The sequence below is a fragment of the Acidovorax soli genome (assembly GCF_014207955.1).
Taxonomy (GTDB): domain Bacteria; phylum Pseudomonadota; class Gammaproteobacteria; order Burkholderiales; family Burkholderiaceae_C; genus Acidovorax; species Acidovorax soli_A.
Genome location: NZ_JACHLK010000008.1, coordinates 139,623 through 155,839 on the forward strand (window position 1 = coordinate 139,623; position 16,217 = coordinate 155,839).

The 16,217-nt window shown below is 65.3% G+C and carries 22 protein-coding genes and 1 tRNA gene; 15 read left to right on the plus strand and 8 right to left on the minus strand.

The features are described from left to right. The first annotated feature begins 5 nt into the window (after positions 1-5). The 15 genes from rpsN to HNP48_RS20015 all read left to right on the plus strand — a co-directional run bounded on the left by rpsN (position 6) and on the right by HNP48_RS20015 (position 7,749). A complete protein-coding gene (rpsN, locus tag HNP48_RS19945) occupies positions 6-311 on the plus strand; it encodes a 30S ribosomal protein S14 (RefSeq protein WP_007861712.1) in 306 nt (101 codons plus the stop codon). A 20-nt stretch (positions 312-331) separates the two neighbouring features. Further along, positions 332-727 (plus strand): 30S ribosomal protein S8, encoded by a 396-nt coding sequence (gene rpsH / locus HNP48_RS19950; protein ID WP_184860257.1) that lies wholly within the window; start codon positions 332-334, stop codon positions 725-727. 26 nt (positions 728-753) lie between these two features. Continuing rightward, positions 754-1,287 carry a 50S ribosomal protein L6 gene (rplF, locus tag HNP48_RS19955; RefSeq protein ID WP_184860259.1) on the plus strand — a complete coding sequence of 178 codons (534 nt, stop codon included), beginning with the start codon at positions 754-756 and terminating at the stop codon, positions 1,285-1,287. Between the two features lie 11 nt (positions 1,288-1,298). Beyond that, positions 1,299-1,664: a 50S ribosomal protein L18 gene (gene rplR, locus HNP48_RS19960; RefSeq protein ID WP_184860261.1), complete on the plus strand. Its 366-nt coding sequence runs from the start codon at positions 1,299-1,301 to the stop codon at positions 1,662-1,664. A gap of 17 nt (positions 1,665-1,681) precedes the next feature. Further along, on the plus strand, positions 1,682-2,200 hold the full coding sequence (gene rpsE / locus HNP48_RS19965; protein WP_184860263.1) for a 30S ribosomal protein S5: 519 nt from the start codon (positions 1,682-1,684) through the stop codon (positions 2,198-2,200). Between the two features lie 11 nt (positions 2,201-2,211). After that, on the plus strand, positions 2,212-2,394 hold the full coding sequence (rpmD, locus tag HNP48_RS19970; protein ID WP_005793644.1) for a 50S ribosomal protein L30: 183 nt from the start codon (positions 2,212-2,214) through the stop codon (positions 2,392-2,394). Positions 2,395-2,404: 10 nt separating this feature from the next. Then, complete coding sequence (rplO, locus tag HNP48_RS19975; RefSeq protein WP_184860265.1) at positions 2,405-2,836, plus strand: 50S ribosomal protein L15; 432 nt, start codon at positions 2,405-2,407, stop codon at positions 2,834-2,836. A 24-nt stretch (positions 2,837-2,860) separates the two neighbouring features. Then, positions 2,861-4,180, plus strand: coding sequence for a preprotein translocase subunit SecY (gene secY / locus HNP48_RS19980; RefSeq protein WP_184860267.1), 1,320 nt, complete (start codon positions 2,861-2,863; stop codon positions 4,178-4,180). A 150-nt stretch (positions 4,181-4,330) separates the two neighbouring features. Continuing rightward, on the plus strand, positions 4,331-4,444 hold the full coding sequence (gene rpmJ / locus HNP48_RS19985; RefSeq protein ID WP_005793651.1) for a 50S ribosomal protein L36: 114 nt from the start codon (positions 4,331-4,333) through the stop codon (positions 4,442-4,444). A gap of 23 nt (positions 4,445-4,467) precedes the next feature. Beyond that, positions 4,468-4,833, plus strand: a complete 366-nt coding sequence (gene rpsM, locus HNP48_RS19990) for a 30S ribosomal protein S13 (RefSeq protein ID WP_184860269.1) — start codon at positions 4,468-4,470, stop codon at positions 4,831-4,833. An 18-nt stretch (positions 4,834-4,851) separates the two neighbouring features. Then, positions 4,852-5,256, plus strand: a complete 405-nt coding sequence (gene rpsK, locus HNP48_RS19995; RefSeq protein WP_005793662.1) for a 30S ribosomal protein S11 — start codon at positions 4,852-4,854, stop codon at positions 5,254-5,256. 90 nt (positions 5,257-5,346) lie between these two features. Beyond that, positions 5,347-5,970, plus strand: a complete 624-nt coding sequence (gene rpsD / locus HNP48_RS20000) for a 30S ribosomal protein S4 (protein ID WP_184860277.1) — start codon at positions 5,347-5,349, stop codon at positions 5,968-5,970. Positions 5,971-6,086: 116 nt separating this feature from the next. Continuing rightward, positions 6,087-7,079, plus strand: coding sequence for a DNA-directed RNA polymerase subunit alpha (locus HNP48_RS20005; protein WP_184860279.1), 993 nt, complete (start codon positions 6,087-6,089; stop codon positions 7,077-7,079). Positions 7,080-7,253: 174 nt separating this feature from the next. Beyond that, a complete protein-coding gene (gene rplQ / locus HNP48_RS20010; RefSeq protein WP_184860281.1) occupies positions 7,254-7,652 on the plus strand; it encodes a 50S ribosomal protein L17 in 399 nt (132 codons plus the stop codon). A gap of 20 nt (positions 7,653-7,672) precedes the next feature. Beyond that, positions 7,673-7,749 (plus strand) — tRNA-Met (locus HNP48_RS20015). 55 nt (positions 7,750-7,804) lie between these two features. On the opposite strand, the gene HNP48_RS20020 is transcribed toward HNP48_RS20015, so the two are convergent. From HNP48_RS20020 to HNP48_RS20055, 8 genes are all read right to left on the minus strand, one after another. Then, positions 7,805-8,200, minus strand: coding sequence for a 4-oxalocrotonate tautomerase family protein (locus tag HNP48_RS20020; RefSeq protein ID WP_184860283.1), 396 nt, complete (start codon positions 8,198-8,200; stop codon positions 7,805-7,807). A 322-nt stretch (positions 8,201-8,522) separates the two neighbouring features. Further along, entirely contained in the window at positions 8,523-9,995 is a 1,473-nt protein-coding gene (locus HNP48_RS20025) for an amidohydrolase family protein (protein ID WP_184860285.1), read from the minus strand. Beyond that, positions 9,995-10,948: a MurR/RpiR family transcriptional regulator gene (locus HNP48_RS20030; protein ID WP_184860287.1), complete on the minus strand. Its 954-nt coding sequence runs from the start codon at positions 10,946-10,948 to the stop codon at positions 9,995-9,997. The genes HNP48_RS20025 and HNP48_RS20030 overlap by 1 nt, the downstream gene beginning before the upstream one ends. A 13-nt stretch (positions 10,949-10,961) precedes the next feature. Beyond that, entirely contained in the window at positions 10,962-12,248 is a 1,287-nt protein-coding gene (locus HNP48_RS20035) for an amino acid deaminase (RefSeq protein ID WP_184860289.1), read from the minus strand. Between the two features lie 41 nt (positions 12,249-12,289). Continuing rightward, complete coding sequence (locus HNP48_RS20040; RefSeq protein ID WP_184860291.1) at positions 12,290-13,282, minus strand: ABC transporter ATP-binding protein; 993 nt, start codon at positions 13,280-13,282, stop codon at positions 12,290-12,292. After that, entirely contained in the window at positions 13,279-14,331 is a 1,053-nt protein-coding gene (locus HNP48_RS20045; RefSeq protein ID WP_184860293.1) for an ABC transporter ATP-binding protein, read from the minus strand. Before HNP48_RS20045 ends, HNP48_RS20040 begins: the two co-directional genes overlap by 4 nt. Before the next feature lie 64 nt (positions 14,332-14,395). Beyond that, complete coding sequence (locus HNP48_RS20050; protein WP_184860295.1) at positions 14,396-15,265, minus strand: ABC transporter permease; 870 nt, start codon at positions 15,263-15,265, stop codon at positions 14,396-14,398. A 1-nt stretch (position 15,266) separates the two neighbouring features. Continuing rightward, positions 15,267-16,214: an ABC transporter permease gene (locus tag HNP48_RS20055; RefSeq protein WP_184860297.1), complete on the minus strand. Its 948-nt coding sequence runs from the start codon at positions 16,212-16,214 to the stop codon at positions 15,267-15,269. Between the last annotated feature and the right edge of the window lie 3 nt (positions 16,215-16,217).

Sequence of the window (16,217 nt, forward strand, 5' to 3'; positions counted from 1 at the left end):
AGGGTATGGCTAAAGTAGCTTTGATCCAGCGCGAACTGAAGCGCGAAAAACTGGCCGCCAAGTACGCAACGAAGTATGCGGAACTGAAGGCGATCGCCGGTGACGCCAAGCGCAGCGACGAAGAGCGTGATGCAGCCCGCCTGGGTCTGCAGAAGCTCCCCCGCAACGCGAACCCCACGCGCCAGCGCAACCGTTGCGAAATCACCGGTCGCCCACGCGGTACCTTCCGTCAATTCGGTCTGGCCCGCGCCAAGATCCGTGAACTGGCTTTTGCAGGCGACATCCCCGGTGTCACCAAGGCCAGCTGGTAAGCAGGCAGGAGAATTACAACATGAGCATGAGTGATCCTATCGCTGACTTGCTGACCCGCATCCGCAATGCACAGATGGTCTCCAAGGCCACGGTGCTGGTGCCTTCTTCCAAGGTGAAGGTTGCCATCGCCCAGGTGCTGAAGGACGAGGGTTATATCGACGGATTCCAGGTCAAGACCGAATCCGGTAAGTCCGAACTCGAAATCGCCCTGAAGTATTACGCTGGTCGTCCGGTGATCGAGCGCATCGAGCGCGTCAGCCGCCCCGGCCTGCGTGTGTACAAGGGCCATGATTCCATTCCACAAGTCATGAACGGTCTGGGTGTGGCAATCGTCACGACGCCCAAGGGCGTGATGACCGACCGCAAGGCGCGCGCAACCGGTGTCGGTGGCGAAGTGCTGTGCTACGTGGCCTAACCCGCGGCATTGAGGAGAAAACTGAAATGTCCCGAGTAGGAAAAATGCCCGTGACCATCCCCGCTGGCGTGGATGTGTCGATCAAAGATGACCAGATCTCCGTCAAGGGTTCTGGTGGTTCCCTGTCGCTGGCGCAGAACGTGCTGGTGAAGGTGTCGAACAAGGACGGCAAGCTCAGCTTCGAGCCCGTCAACGACTCCCGCGAAGCCAATGCCATGAGCGGCACGATCCGCCAACTCGTCAACAACATGGTTGTGGGCGTGAGCAAGGGCTTCGAGAAGAAGCTGACGCTGATCGGCGTGGGCTACAAGGCCGCCGCATCCGGCGCCAAGCTCAACCTGGCTGTCGGTTATTCGCACCCCGTCAACATCGAGATGCCTGCTGGCATCACGGTGGCCACCCCCACGCCCACGGAAGTGGTGATCAAGGGTGCCGACCGCCAACGTGTTGGCCAAATTGCCGCTGAGATCCGTGCTGTTCGTCCACCCGAGCCCTACAAGGGCAAGGGCATCCGCTATGCGGACGAGAAGATCACGATCAAAGAGACCAAGAAGAAGTAAGGAGCTGCAGCATGTTGACCAAGAAAGAGCAGCGTCTTCGTCGTGCACGCCAGACCCGCATCCGCATTGCCCAGCAAGGCGTTGCCCGTCTGACCGTGAACCGTACGAACCTCCACATCTACGCCAGCGTCATCTCCGGCGACGGCAGCAAGGTGCTGGCAAGTGCCTCCACCGCAGAAGCCGACGTCCGCAAGGAACTCGGCGGCTCTGGCAAGGGTGGCAATGCCGCCGCTGCCACGGCCATCGGCAAGCGCATCGCTGAAAAGGCGAAGGCAGCCGGTGTCGAGAAGGTTGCGTTCGACCGCTCGGGCTTTGCCTACCACGGTCGCGTCAAGGCCCTGGCCGATGCAGCCCGCGAAGCGGGTCTGCAGTTCTAAGCGGAACGGAATACAAAATGGCTAAATTTCAACCCAAGGTGCAAGACGAAGGTCGTGACGACGGTCTGCGCGAAAAAATGATCGCGGTCAACCGCGTGACCAAAGTCGTGAAGGGCGGCCGTATCCTCGGCTTCGCTGCACTGACTGTGGTCGGCGACGGTGATGGCCGCGTGGGCATGGGCAAGGGCAAGTCCAAGGAAGTGCCTGCTGCCGTGCAAAAGGCAATGGAAGAAGCCCGCCGCAACATGGTGAAGGTGTCGCTCAAGAACGGCACGATCCACCACAACGTGACGGGTCACCACGGCGCTGCCGTCGTGATGATGGCTCCCGCCCCCAAGGGTACCGGTATCATCGCCGGCGGCCCGATGCGCGCCGTCTTCGAAGTGCTGGGTGTGACCGACATCGTGGCCAAGAGCCATGGTTCGTCCAACCCCTACAACATGGTCCGCGCCACGTTCGACGCGCTGGTGAACTCCACCACGCCCGCACAAGTGGCAGCCAAGCGCGGCAAAACGGTCGAAGACATCTTCGCCTGATTGGAGCTGTAATGACTACGCAACAAACCGTCAAGATTCAACTGGTGCGCAGCCCTATCGGCACCAAGGAATCGCACCGCGCCACCGTCCGTGGCCTGGGTCTGCGCAAGCTGAACAGCGTCAGCGAGTTGAAGGACTCGCCCGAAGTGCGCGGCATGATTAACAAGATCAGCTACCTGGTCAAAATCGTCTGAGAGATAGATCATGGAACTCAATAGCATCAAGCCCGCAGACGGCGCCAAGCATGCCAAGCGCCGCGTAGGCCGTGGTATCGGCTCCGGCCTGGGCAAGACCGCTGGCCGTGGTCACAAGGGCCAGAAGTCCCGCTCGGGTGGCTACCACAAGGTGGGTTTCGAAGGCGGTCAAATGCCTCTGCAACGCCGTCTGCCCAAGCGTGGCTTCAAGTCGCAGTCGCTCAAGTTCAACGCCGAAGTCACGCTGTCCGACCTGGACAAGCTGGGCCTGGCTGAAGTGGACATGCTTGCTCTGAAGCAAGCCGGCCTGATCGGCGAGCTGGCCAAGGTGGTGAAGGTCATCAAGAGCGGTGCTCTGTCCAAGGCTGTCAAGCTGACGGGCGTGGGCGCTACTGCGGGTGCCAAGGCAGCTATCGAAGCTGCCGGCGGCAGCCTGGCCTGATTTTGGTTCTGAAAGAAGGTACCTGTGGCTACTAGCGCAGCTCAAATTGCAAAGACCGGCAAGTTCGGCGACCTGCGTCGCCGCCTGGTTTTTCTGTTGCTCGCGCTGGTCGTTTACCGCATCGGGGCGCATATCCCCGTGCCCGGCATCGACCCAGCCCAGTTGCAGCAGCTGTTCAGCGGCCAGCAAGGCGGCATCCTGAACCTGTTCAACATGTTCTCGGGTGGTGCGCTCTCGCGCTTCACCGTCTTTGCACTGGGGATCATGCCGTACATCTCGGCATCGATCATCATGCAGCTGATGACCTACGTGGTCCCGACATTTGAGCAGCTCAAGAAGGAAGGCGAAGCCGGCCGCCGGAAGATCACCCAGTACACGCGCTACGGCACGCTGGGCCTGGCCATCTTCCAGTCGCTCGGCATCGCCGTGGCACTGGAAAGCTCGGCCGGCCTGGTGCTCAGCCCCGGCATGGGTTTCCGCATCACGGCCATGGTCAGCCTCACGGCCGGCACCATGTTCCTGATGTGGCTCGGCGAGCAGATCACTGAACGTGGTCTTGGCAACGGCATCTCGATCCTGATTTTTGCAGGTATCGCGGCCGGCCTGCCAAGCTCCATCGGTGGCCTGCTGGAGCTGGTGCGCACGGGTGCGATGAGCATCCTCGCCGCCATCTTCATCGTGCTGGTGGTTGCTGCGGTGACCTACTTCGTGGTGTATGTGGAACGTGGCCAGCGCAAGATCCTCGTGAACTATGCGCGCCGGCAGGTGGGTAACAAGGTCTATGGTGGTCAATCGTCCCACCTGCCCTTGAAGCTGAACATGGCAGGTGTGATTCCTCCCATCTTCGCTTCGTCCATCATCCTGCTGCCAGCCACCGTGGTGAACTGGTTCAGTGCCGGGGAGTCGATGCGCTGGTTGCGCGACATCTCTGCGGCCCTGACGCCTGGTCAGCCGGTGTATGTGATGTTCTATGCTGCTGCGATCATCTTCTTCTGCTTCTTCTACACGGCGCTGGTCTTCAACAGCCGTGAGACGGCAGACAACCTGAAGAAGAGCGGTGCGTTCATTCCCGGGATCCGTCCTGGTGAACAGACGGCCCGCTATATCGACAAGATTCTTGTGCGACTGACACTGGCGGGGGCGATCTACATCACCTTCGTCTGCCTGCTGCCCGAGTTCTTGATCCTGAAGTACAACGTACCGTTTTACTTTGGTGGAACTTCGCTGTTGATCATTGTGGTGGTCACCATGGACTTCATGGCCCAGGTGCAGAACTACATGATGTCGCAACAGTACGAATCGCTGCTCAAGAAAGCCAACTTCAAGGGCAATCAGGGCGGTTGATGGGTTCGACAGGGTCCGGGTGCACAATGCGCCTGGGCTCTGGAAGCAAGGTTTGAGTTGGTTGGCGCCCCACGATTTTGTAGCGGGCACAAAGATTGTGTTCCGTGCAAGACAGGCCGGGACGGATGGAAAAGTTTTAGGAGAATTGCAATGAGAGTTTCGGCTTCGGTCAAAAAAATCTGCCGCAACTGCAAGATCATCCGCCGCAAGGGTGTGGTGCGCGTGATCTGCACGGATCTGCGTCACAAGCAGCGCCAGGGTTGATTGGAAAGTATTAGAGGACGCATATGGCACGTATCGCTGGCATCAACATTCCGCCCCACAAGCATGCGGAAATCGGTTTGACCTCCATTTATGGGATCGGTCGCACACGCGCTCGCAAGATTTGCGAAGCCACCGGCATCGCTTACTCCAAGAAGATCAAGGATCTGACGGACAGCGACCTGGAAAAGATTCGCGAGCAGATCGAGCAATTCACCATCGAAGGTGACCTGCGCCGCGAAACCACCATGAACATCAAGCGCTTGATGGACATTGGCTGCTACCGTGGTTTCCGCCATCGTCGTGGTCTGCCGATGCGTGGTCAGCGTACCCGTACCAATGCACGCACCCGCAAGGGCCCGCGCAAGGGTGCTGCTGCACTGAAGAAATAAAGAGATTGAAAGATCAATATGGCCAAGTCTCCAGCCAATAACGCAGCACAGCGCGTTCGCAAGAAGGTTCGCAAGAACGTGTCGGACGGCATTGCCCACGTGCATGCTTCGTTCAACAACACGATCATCACGATCACGGACCGCCAGGGCAATGCCCTGTCGTGGGCCTCGTCGGGTGGCCAAGGCTTCAAGGGCTCGCGCAAGTCCACGCCTTTCGCAGCCCAGGTGGCTTCGGAAGTGGCTGGCCGCGCCGCCATCGACCAAGGCATCAAGAACCTGGACGTCGAGATCAAGGGCCCAGGTCCTGGTCGCGAATCCTCGGTGCGTGCACTGGGTGCCCTGGGCATCCGCATCACGTCGATCTCCGACGTGACGCCCGTCCCGCACAACGGCTGCCGCCCTCAAAAGCGCCGTCGTATCTAATTTTCACAAGCCCACCGCCGCCTGCGTACGCGAGAGCGACACAGGCGGCTCCCGCACTGGTTTGCGGTAGATGACATAAAGGAAGTTCAAGTGGCACGTTACCTCGGCCCCAAGGCCAAACTCTCCCGCCGTGAAGGCACCGACCTGTTCCTCAAGAGCGCCCGTCGCTCCATTGCGGACAAGTGCAAGTTCGACTCCAAGCCCGGTCAGCACGGCCGCACCTCCGGTGCCCGTACCTCCGACTACGGCCTGCAGTTGCGCGAAAAGCAGAAGGTCAAGCGCATGTACGGCATCCTGGAAAAGCAGTTCCGCCGCTACTTCGAAGCCGCTGACGGCCGCAAGGGCAACACTGGCGCCAACCTGCTGTTCCTGCTGGAATCGCGCCTGGACAACGTCGTGTACCGCATGGGCTTCGGCTCCACGCGTGCAGAAGCCCGCCAGCTGGTGTCGCACCGCGCCATCACCGTGAACGGCCAATCGGTCAACATCCCCTCGTACCTGGTCAAGGTCGGCGATGTCGTGGCCGTGCGCGAAAAGTCCAAGAAGCAGAACCGCATCGTCGAAGCCCTGCAACTGGCAGCCCAAGTCGGCATGCCTGCCTGGGTGGACGTCAATGCCGACAAGGCAGAAGGCGTGTTCAAGAAGGTGCCTGACCGCGACGAGTTCGGTGCCGACATCAACGAATCGCTGATCGTTGAGTTGTACTCGCGCTAATCGCTAGTTCGAATCACATTTCGAAAAAACCGTACCTGAACCGCGAGGCATCGCGGTTTAGGCGCTTCACCAGCCTTACCGGTGTAACGAGCTGGGGGTATTGAGAGGAAGTCTGAATGCAAACCAATTTGCTGAAACCCAAGGCGATCAATGTCGAGCAGCTTGGCCACAACCGTGCCAAGGTCGCGCTGGAGCCGTTCGAGCGTGGTTACGGCCACACGCTGGGCAACGCCATTCGGCGCGTCCTGCTCTCGTCCATGGTGGGTTACGCAGCGACGGAAGTCACCATTGCAGGCGTTCTGCACGAGTACTCGTCCATCGACGGTGTCCAGGAAGATGTGGTCAACATTCTTCTGAACCTCAAGGGCGTGGTGTTCAAGCTGCACAACCGTGACGAAGTCACGCTGAGCCTGCGCAAGGATGGTGAAGGCGTGGTGACCGCGCGCGACATCCAGACGCCCCACGACGTCGAGATCGTCAACCCCGACCACGTGATCGCCACGCTGTCGCAAGGCGGCAAGCTGGACATGCAGATCAAGGTGGAAAAGGGCCGTGGCTACGTGCCGGGCAACCTGCGCCGCTATGCCGACGAATCGACCAAGTCGATCGGCCGCATCGTGCTGGACGCATCGTTCTCCCCCGTGAAGCGCGTGAGCTACACCGTGGAAAGCGCCCGTGTGGAACAGCGCACCGACCTGGACAAGCTGGTCGTCGAGATCGAGACCAATGGCGCCATCACGGCCGAAGACGCCGTGCGCGCATCGGCCAAGATCCTGGTGGAGCAGCTGGCCGTGTTCGCACAGCTGGAAGGTGGCGAGCTGGCTGCGTTCGACGCACCCGCAGGCCCACGCGGCAATGCCACGTTCGATCCTATCCTGCTGCGCCCAGTGGACGAGCTGGAACTGACCGTGCGCTCCGCCAACTGCCTGAAGGCCGAGAACATCTACTACATCGGTGACCTGATCCAGCGCACCGAGAACGAGCTGCTCAAGACGCCTAACCTGGGCCGCAAGTCGCTCAACGAAATCAAGGAAGTGCTCGCCTCGCGTGGCCTCACGCTGGGCATGAAGCTCGAGAACTGGCCACCAGCAGGCCTGGACAAGCGTTAAACAAACGTTATAATCCCGAGTTCCCCGGAAAACGGGGAGCCCGGTTTTGGGTCCCCCGCGAGGGGGACTTTTCGTTCCTGAAGCAGGATTCATTTCTGCGCAAGGAACAGTGCCTCGGACAGTACCTGACACGGCTGGCCGATTTAATTACACAGACAGTAGAAGGAAAGCACCATGCGCCACGGACACGGCCTCCGCAAACTCAACCGCACCAGCTCGCACCGCCTCGCGATGCTGCAGAACATGATGAACTCGCTCATCGAGCACGAGGCCATCAAGACCACCGTCCCCAAGGCCAAGGAACTGCGCCGCGTGGTCGAGCCCATGATCACCCTGGCCAAGGTCGACACCGTCGCCAACCGCCGCCTGGCCTTCAACCGCCTGCGCGACCGCGACAGCGTGACCAAGCTGTTCAACGACCTGGGCCCCCGCTTCAATGCGCGTCCCGGTGGCTACACCCGTATCCTGAAGATGGGCTTCCGTGTTGGCGACAACGCGCCCATGGCACTGGTTGAATTGGTCGACCGTGCTGAAGAAAAAACTGAAAATTCTTCGGCTGCAGCCGCTGAATAAGGTATATAATTCAATCTTGCCGCGCGATGGAGCAGTCTGGTAGCTCGTTGGGCTCATAACCCAAAGGTCGGAGGTTCAAATCCTCCTCGCGCAACCAATATTGCAAAAAGCCCACTTTTGAGTGGGCTTTTTTGTCTTGGGCGCCGGCAGTCTCACTGGGGATGCTGGTGCCGGAATTCCTGGGTCTTGCCGCCATAGCCATAGGCCGTGGCGCGCACGTCCTGCACATAGATGTAGCTTTCCTCGTGCAGCTCGCCCAACAGGCCCTGGAACGCCGCGAACACCTCGGCGATGTAGCGCGCCTTCTCGGCCTTGGTGTTGGTCTCGTCCACGACCTTGATATCGAGGTAGACGCTGCGCTTGCCTTGAGCGGCCAGGCTGCTGCCGCCCACGATCCAGTCCTCGGGGTGCACATAGGACACGGTCACGGCCGTGATCTTGGGGTTCTTGCCCAGGATGCGGGTGGTCAGATCGAGCAGTGTGTCCGAGATGCGCTGCGACAGGGCGGCCGAGCGTTCGGCCGAGACTTTGACGTTGATGATGGGCATGGAAAACTCCTTGTCAGTGATTGCCTTGGTAGGTGCCTCCACTGTAGTTTTCGGCCCGGTTTCCGGACACGGCGCCCGGCAGGAAGTGGCTTTGCAATGGCTGCAAAGCCCGCTTTGGGCTAGTCCGTATCAGCGGTGCATTGCACTGCGCACCACCCGCGACGCGTGAAACTGGCGCGGCCCACGCCAACGCCCCCGCGCAAGGGCCGCCAAGCCGCAGATGCGGCGCTTCGCTTGCGTGCACTGGGGGCGTCCCCCTCCCGACTCGCGCAGCGAGGAGAGAGAGGGGGAAGGCGCGAAGCGCCTCAGGGGGTGTTCTACTTCAGGCGGGCAGGGTGGCCTGCCGGCGGATGAAGCGCCCGGCCCGCGCCCCGGTGGCGCGGCCATCGGCGGTGTAGCTCAGCACCCCGTTCACCCACACGCGCTCGATCCCTTCGCTGAACTGCACGGGCTGTTCGTAGCTTGCGGTATCGCGCACGCGCGCCGGGTCGAATACCACCACATCGGCCATGAGGCCCGGGGCCAGGCGGCCCCGCTCGCCGATGCGAAAGCGCTGTGCCGACAGGCCCGTCATCTTGTGGATGGCTTCCTCCAGCCGCAGCAGGCCCTTCTCGCGCCAGTAGCAGGCCAGCACGCGCGGGAAGGCGCCCCACAGCCGGGGGTGCGGGCGCTCGTCGTGCGGCAGCCCGTCCGATCCGATCATGGCCAGCGGGTGTGCAATCACGCGCTCCACATCGTCCTCGCGCATCTGGAAGTAGCAGGCCCCGCCGGGCTGCAGCCGGTCACAGGCCGCCTGCTCGGTCATGCCCCATTCGCGCGCGATGTCCTTGAGGTAGCGGCCCACCATCTCCGGGTGGGGCTGGCTGCCGGTGATGAGGATGTCGATCACACCATCCACCAGGTCGGTGCGCAGCACCGTGGAACCTGCGGTGTAGGGGTACACGTCCAGGCTGATGGGCTGGCCCTGGGCCAGCGACTCGATCAGCGGCAGGGTTTCGCGCGTGCGGCCCCAGTTCGAGGCCCCGGCGCACTTGTGGTGCGAGAGCACCAGCGGCAGCCCGGCCTGGCGCGCTGTCTGGGCCGCTTCCTGCAGCGCGGGCAGGATGCCGGCCAGCTCGTCGCGGATGTGGGTGGCATAGACGCCGCCATTGCGCGCGGCCACGCTGGCCAGCTCCGTCAGCTCCGTGAGGTCGGCCGCATAGGCCTCCTTGTAGAACACGCCCGACGACAGGCCCAGCGCGCCTGCGTCCATGGCCTCCTGCATGTCGGCGGCCATGGCGGCGCGCTCGCTGGCCGAGGCGGCCTGCCCCAGGTCGCCCAGGTGGCGCATGCGCAGGGCGGTGTGGCCCAGCAGCGCCGCCACGTTCACGCCGGGCTGGGCCGCGTCCACGGCGCGTGCGTAATCGGCCATGCCGGCATGGCGGAACTGGCGCGTGCCCAGCAGCGACAGCGGCGCCGCAGGCGTGTCGGTCACCATGGGTGCCAGCGAGATGCCGCAGTTGCCCACGATCACCGTGGTCACGCCCTGCGAGAGCTTGGGCAACATGTCGGGCGCGTCGATGGCTGCGGCATCGTCGTGGGTGTGCACATCGATGAAGCCGGGGGCGATCACGCGGTCCGTGCAGTCCACGGTCTCCAGCACCATGCCGTCGAACAGGCTGCGGTCGATGCCGCCTGGGGCGGCCAGCGCCACGATGCGCTCGCCTGCCAGCAGCAGGTCGCCCACCCACCCGGGGCGGTCGGTGCCGTCGATGAGGGTTCCGTTCTTCAGAAGAGTCGCTTGCGTCGCTGCCATCAATGGTCTTTCTGGCCCGGCTTGTGCATGCCCGGGCCGTGGTCCATGGCGCCGGAGTATTCGGCGCTGTCGAACCCGTGTTTGTGCAAAAGCTGCTTGAACTGCTGCAGCCCGCGCGTGGCGACCGGCCCCAGCTGCTGCGCCAGGCGCACCATGAGGATCTCGATCACCACCAGGTGGGCCAGGTAGGCCTCGGTGCCCACGCGCATCACTGCGTCCTGGGGCACCGAGACGGCCAGCACCAGATCGGCGGTTTCGGCCAGCGGCGTGCCCGGCTGGGTCAGGGCCACCACGGTGGCGCCCTGCGAGCGCGCGAACTTGGCCGCCTCCACCGTGTAGGGCATGCGCCCCACATGCGAGACCACGAAGGCCACGCCCTCGGGGCCCAGCGTGCTGGCCGACACCAGTTGCTGGTGCGCGTCAAAGATCGCGTTGGCCGTGAGGCCCAGGCGGAACAATCGGCTCTGCAGCTCGCTGGCCGTGAAGGTCGAGGCCGCGCCGACCGAATAGCAGTCGATGCGTCGCGCCTTCGCCAGCTTGGCCGCCACCTGGTCGATCACGTCCACATCGATGCGCCGGCCCAGCTCGGTCAGCGAGGAGACGGCGGCATGGATGATCTTGCTCGAGACGTCCTGCGCGGTGTCCTCGGCCAGCACGCTGCGGTGCAGGTAGGAGCCCGAGACCGCCAGGTCCTGCGCCAGCGCCAGCATGAACTCGCGCACCGAGTCGTAGCCGAAGCTGCGGCAGGTGCGAACGATGGTGGGCATGGACACCCCTGCCTGCTGCGCCAGCTGCTCCACCGTGGCCGCCACGGCGGCGCGTGGGTCTTCGAGCACGGCGCGCACCACGCTGCGCTGGGCCTCGGGCAGGCTGTCCTGGCGCTCGCGCAGCTGCTGCAGCAGCCCGGGCGCCGGGCTGGGGGGCAGGGAGGTGGGCAGGCTGCTGGTGTTCATGCGCGGCTCCGCATCAGAAGCGCGTGTGGATGGCACCGGTCACGGCGCCATCGTCTTCCACCAGCGGCATCCAGCGCCACTTGTCGAAGGTGGTGCAGGGGTGCGAAATGCCCAGTGCAACGCGGTCGCCCACACGCGGCGTGCCGGCGTCGCCCGCGGCAGCGTCGAAACGCAGGTAGGCATGCTGGTCGTTGAGTGCGCTCACGCTCCAGCCCGCAGGCGCATCCACGGCCGTGCGCTCACCGCGCCGCGCCAGTTGCACGGGGATGGGCATCTCCAGGTCGTAGGAGATGTCGCGGCGCCCGCAGGTCAGCAGGGCCAGGCCGGGCTCGGGCACCGACTGCACCATGGCCCAGACCGTGAGGGCCGGGCGCAGCGAGGCGTCGAGCCCTTCGCGCTGCTCCACGTTCTGGAGGAAGCGCCGGTAGTTGCCATGGTCGTGCGTCACGTAGCAGCCCGAGCGCAGCACCCCCTCCACCGGCCGCGACAGGCCCTGGGCCTGCAGCAGCGGCACCACCAGGTCGAACACGGCCGAGCCGCCGGCCGTGAGCAGGATGCGCTCGCGGGCAAACAGGTGCTCGCCATCGCAGGCGCGCGCCACCTCCTGCACGCGGCGCACCAGGGCCGTCACCTCGCGTGCATCGTGCTCGCTGTCGCAGCGTGCCACGCCGCCCTCATAGAATTCGATGCCGTCGAACTGCACGGCCTGCGACGCCGCCAGCGCGCGCGCCAGGGCCAGGGCCTCGTCCAGCGTGCGGCAGCCGGTGCGCTGGCCGGGGATGCCCATCTCCAGCAGCACGTGGAAGACGCGGGCGCTGCCACGGCGCTGCTTCCAGTCCTCCACCAGCGCGAGCTGCGCCAGCGAGTCCACGAGGAACCAGACCGTGAGGTCCGGGTGGCGCACCAGCAGCGCGTCGAGCGCATCGAGGTCGGCATCGCAGACCACCTGGTTGGCGATGATGATGCGGCGCGCGCCCGCCTCCACGCCCGTGGCGACCTGGAAGGCCGTGGCGAAGGTCAGGCCCCAGGCGCCAGCGGCCAGCTGCTGCGCGAACAGCTCGGGTGACATGGTGGTCTTGCCGTGCGGCGCCAGGGCGATGCCCTTGCGCGCGGCAAAGTCCTGCATCCAGGCCAGGTTGTGCGCCAGGGCCGTGCGGCTCAGCACCGCGAGCGGGAAGGCCAGGTCATCGGCCAGCAGGTTCCAGCCGCGTGCAGCGATCTCGCTGGCGCGGCAGGGCGCTGCGGCGAGGGGATAGCTCTTGCAGGTGGCGTCCAGGGTGAAGTCAGGGGTGGTGCTCATGGTGTCTTTTCATGTTGCGAGCGCGCAGCCAGGCTGCACAGTCAGATGTCATCGCGCCAGCAGGCCTTCCAGTGCTCGGCACCCACGGGGCGCAGGGCCATGTCGGCGCTGGCGCATTCGGCCACCGCGTGCGGGCAGCGTGTGCGGAACACGCAGCCCGAAGGCGGGTTGGCGGGGCTGGGCAGGTCGCCCTGCAGCAGCGGAATGGTACGCCGCTGCGCCGGGTCGGGGATGGGCGCGGCCGCGAGCAGCGCGCGTGTGTAGGGATGGGCGGGGTTGGCGTACAGCGCGCTGGTGGGCGCGATCTCCATCACCCGGCCCAGGTACAGCACCACCACACGGTCGCACAGGTACTCCACCACGTCCAGGTCGTGCGAGATGAACAGCAGGGTCAGGCCCAGCTGTTCCTTGAGATCGCCCAGCAGGTTCACCACCTGGGCCTGGATCGACACGTCCAGCGCCGACAGCGGCTCGTCCGCCACGATGAAGTTCGGCTGCACGGCCAGCGCGCGCGCAATGCCGATGCGCTGGCGCTGCCCGCCCGAGAACTCGTGCGGAAAGCGGTCCGCGTGCTCGGGCCTGAGGCCCACCTGGGTCAGCAGCTCGTGGATGCGCGGCAGGCGTGCCGCGCCGCGCGCCTGCCCGTGCGTATCGAGCGCCTCGCCCAGCACTTCGCGGATGCGCATGCGCGGGTTCAGGCTCGCGTACGGGTCCTGGAAGATGATCTGGATCTTGGAGCGCAGCGGGCGGAACTGGCCCTGGCTCATGCCGGCCAGGTCCTGCCCACCGGCCTCCCCGCCGTGGTAGAGCATCTGGCCCGCCGTCGGGTCCACCAGGCGGGTCAGCAGGCGGCCGATGGTGCTCTTGCCCGAGCCCGATTCGCCCACCAGGCCCAGCGTCTCGCCGCGCCGGATGGCAAAGCTCACATCGTCCACCGCGCGCACCGGGTGCGTGCCGCTGCCGAAGTATTTGCGCAGTCCGCGCACCTCGATGAGGTTGTCGCCAGGAGCTGGCGCCATGGCAACGGCGTTCATGCGGCCACCTCCTGCACGCTGGTCTCGCCCACGCGGATGCAGCGTACGCGGCGCCCGGCCTCGGTGCCGCTGCCGTCGGACAGGGCGGGCATGCGCGCATCGCAGGCCGCGATGCGGCGCTCGCAGCGCGGAGCGAAGGCGCAGCCCGGCGGCGGCGCGAGCGGGCTCGACACCTGGCCCGGTATGGCCACCAGATGGGGGCGCTGCCCGGCCACGGCGGTGGCATGGCGCCTGGCCACGCCGGGCAGGCAGGCCAGCAGGCCGCGCGTGTAAGGGTGCTCGGGCTGGGCGAACAGATCGTGCACCGGGGCCGACTCGACGATGCGGCCCGCGTACATCACGGCCACGGCGTCGGCGTACTGCGCCACCACGCCCAGGTTGTGGGTCACGAACAGCATGCTCATGCCCGTCTCCTTCTGCAGCCGGCCCATGAGCGCCAGGATCTGCGCCTGGATGGTCACGTCCAGGGCGGTGGTGGGCTCGTCGGCAATCAGCAACGTGGGGTTGCAGGCCATGGCCAGCGCGATCATCACGCGCTGGCGCATGCCGCCCGAGAGCTGGTGCGGGTACTCGTGCACGCGCTGCTTCGCGGCCGGTATCTCCACCAGCTCCAGCATGCGCTGGGCATGGGCCAGGGCGGCCTTGCGGTCGAGCTTCAGGTGCAGGCGCACCGATTCGGCGATCTGCTCGCCCACGGTGAGCACCGGGTTCAGGCTGGTCATGGGCTCCTGGAAGATCATCGCGATCTCGTTGCCGCGCAGCGCGCGGCGCTCGGCCTCGGGCAGGGCCAGCAGGTCCACGCGCCGGCCGTCGCGCCGGGTGAACCAGGCCTGGCCGTCGACCCGCGCCTGCGAGGTCTTGGCATGCAGGCCCATCAGCGACAGGCTGGTGACGGATTTGCCCGAGCCCGATTCACCGACCAGCGCCAGCGTCTGGCCCGGGTGGATGGCAAAGGACACGTCGGCCACGCTCTGGATGCGGCCGGCGTCGGTGGCGAACGAGGTGGACAGGCCTAGCACTTCGAGCCGGGCAGCCGTGGGGGTGGTCATGGGGTGGGTGCCTTCGTAACGCGCTCGCCAGGGGCGGGCGCTTGCGTGGGTCGGTGAAAGAGGCTCATGCGGCCTTCTTGAGCTTGGGGTCGAGCAGGTCGCGCACGCCATCGCCCAGCATCTGCAGCGACAAGGCGGTGAACACGATGGCCAGACCCGGGTAGAGGATGGTCCAGAACGCGCGGTCGGCCGACTCCAGGCTGCCCGCGATCATGGTGCCCCAGGTGGGAATGTCGGGCGGCACGCCCACGCCCAGGAAGGACAGGCCCGCCTCGGCCAGGATGGCGTAGGCGAAGATGAAGGTCACCTGCACCAGGATGGGCGAGACCAGGTTGGGCAGGATGTGCTTGAGCAAGATGCGCGGCGTGCGCACGCCCAGGGCGCGCGCCGCGTCCACGAACAGCAGCTCGCGCAGCACCAGGGTGCTGGCGCGCACCACGCGTGCCACGCGCGGCGTGTAGACGATCACCAGCGCCAGCATCACGTTCCACAGCGAGGCGCCCAGGATGGACACCAGCGCGATGCCCAGCAGGATGTCGGGGAAGGACATCATCGCGTCCACCACGCGCATCAGCGGCGCGTCCAGGCGCCGAAAGAAGCCCGCAAACATGCCCAGCAGCGTGCCCAACAGCACGGCCCCCGCGGCGGTGAGCCCGCCGATCAGCAGCGAATAGCGCGCACCGTGCACGATGCGCAGCATCACGTCGCGCCCGAGCTCGTCGGTGCCGGCCCAGTGCGCGGCCGAAGGCGCGTTCAGGCGCTCGCTGATCGAGATGGCGTTGGGGTCGGCATCCGACACCCAGGGGAACACCGTGGCCACCACGACCACCAGCGCCAGCACGATGGCCGAGGCCAGCACCACCTTGCGTGCGAACAGGCGGCGCGCCAGCGGCAGCCAGTAGTCCCGGAGATTGCGAATCAGGCGTTGCCACATGTCACTTGCCCTCCAGCCGGATGCGCGGATCGACCAGCGTGTACAGAAAATCGATGGCCAGGTTGATGAACACGTAGATCGCCGCGATGACCAGCAGCGTGCCCTGGATCACCGGGTAGTCGCGGCGCAGCACGGCGCGCACCACCAGGTTGCCCACGCCGGGCAGGTTGAACACCGTCTCCGTCACCACGGTGCCGCCGATCATCAGCGCCAGCGTCAGGCCCAGCACCGTGACGATGGGCACCAGCGCATTGCGCAGCACATGCTTGACCATCACGGTGCGCTCGGCCAGGCCCTTGGCACGCGCCGTGCGCACATAGTCCTCGCCCAGGATGTCGAGCATCGAGGCGCGCGTGAAGCGGATGATCAGCGCCGAGTTCAGCAGCCCCAGCACCAGCGCCGGCAGCAAGAGGTGCGACAGGCGCTCGGCCAGCGGCGACGAAGGATCGCCATAGCCCGAGGCCGGAAACCAGCCGAGCTTGACCGCGAACAACTGGATCAGGATCAGCCCCAGCCAGAAGCTGGGCACGCTGGCGCCCAGCATGGCCACGCCGCTCAGGGCCTGGTCGCCCGGGCTGCCGCGCCAGATGGCCGCCGCCATGCCGCAGGGGATGCCGATCAGCGCCGCGATGCCCACCGCGAACAGCGCGAGGAACAGCGTGGGCTCGGCGCGCTCCAGCAGCGCCTGCGCCACCGGGCGCTGCAGAAAGATGGACTGGCCCAGGTTGCCCTGCAGCAGCTCGCCCACCCAGAGCGCGAACTGCGTGGGCAGGGGCTTGTCCAGCCCATACTGCACGCGCGCCGCGGCGATGTCGGCAGCCGTGGCCTGGTCGCCCAGCAGCAGCGCCACCGGGTCGCCCGAGGCCAGGCGCGTGAGCGCGAACACCAGCACCGCGACGAGGGCCAGCACCACCAGGGCACCGCCCAGGCGGGTCATCAGAAAACGCATGGC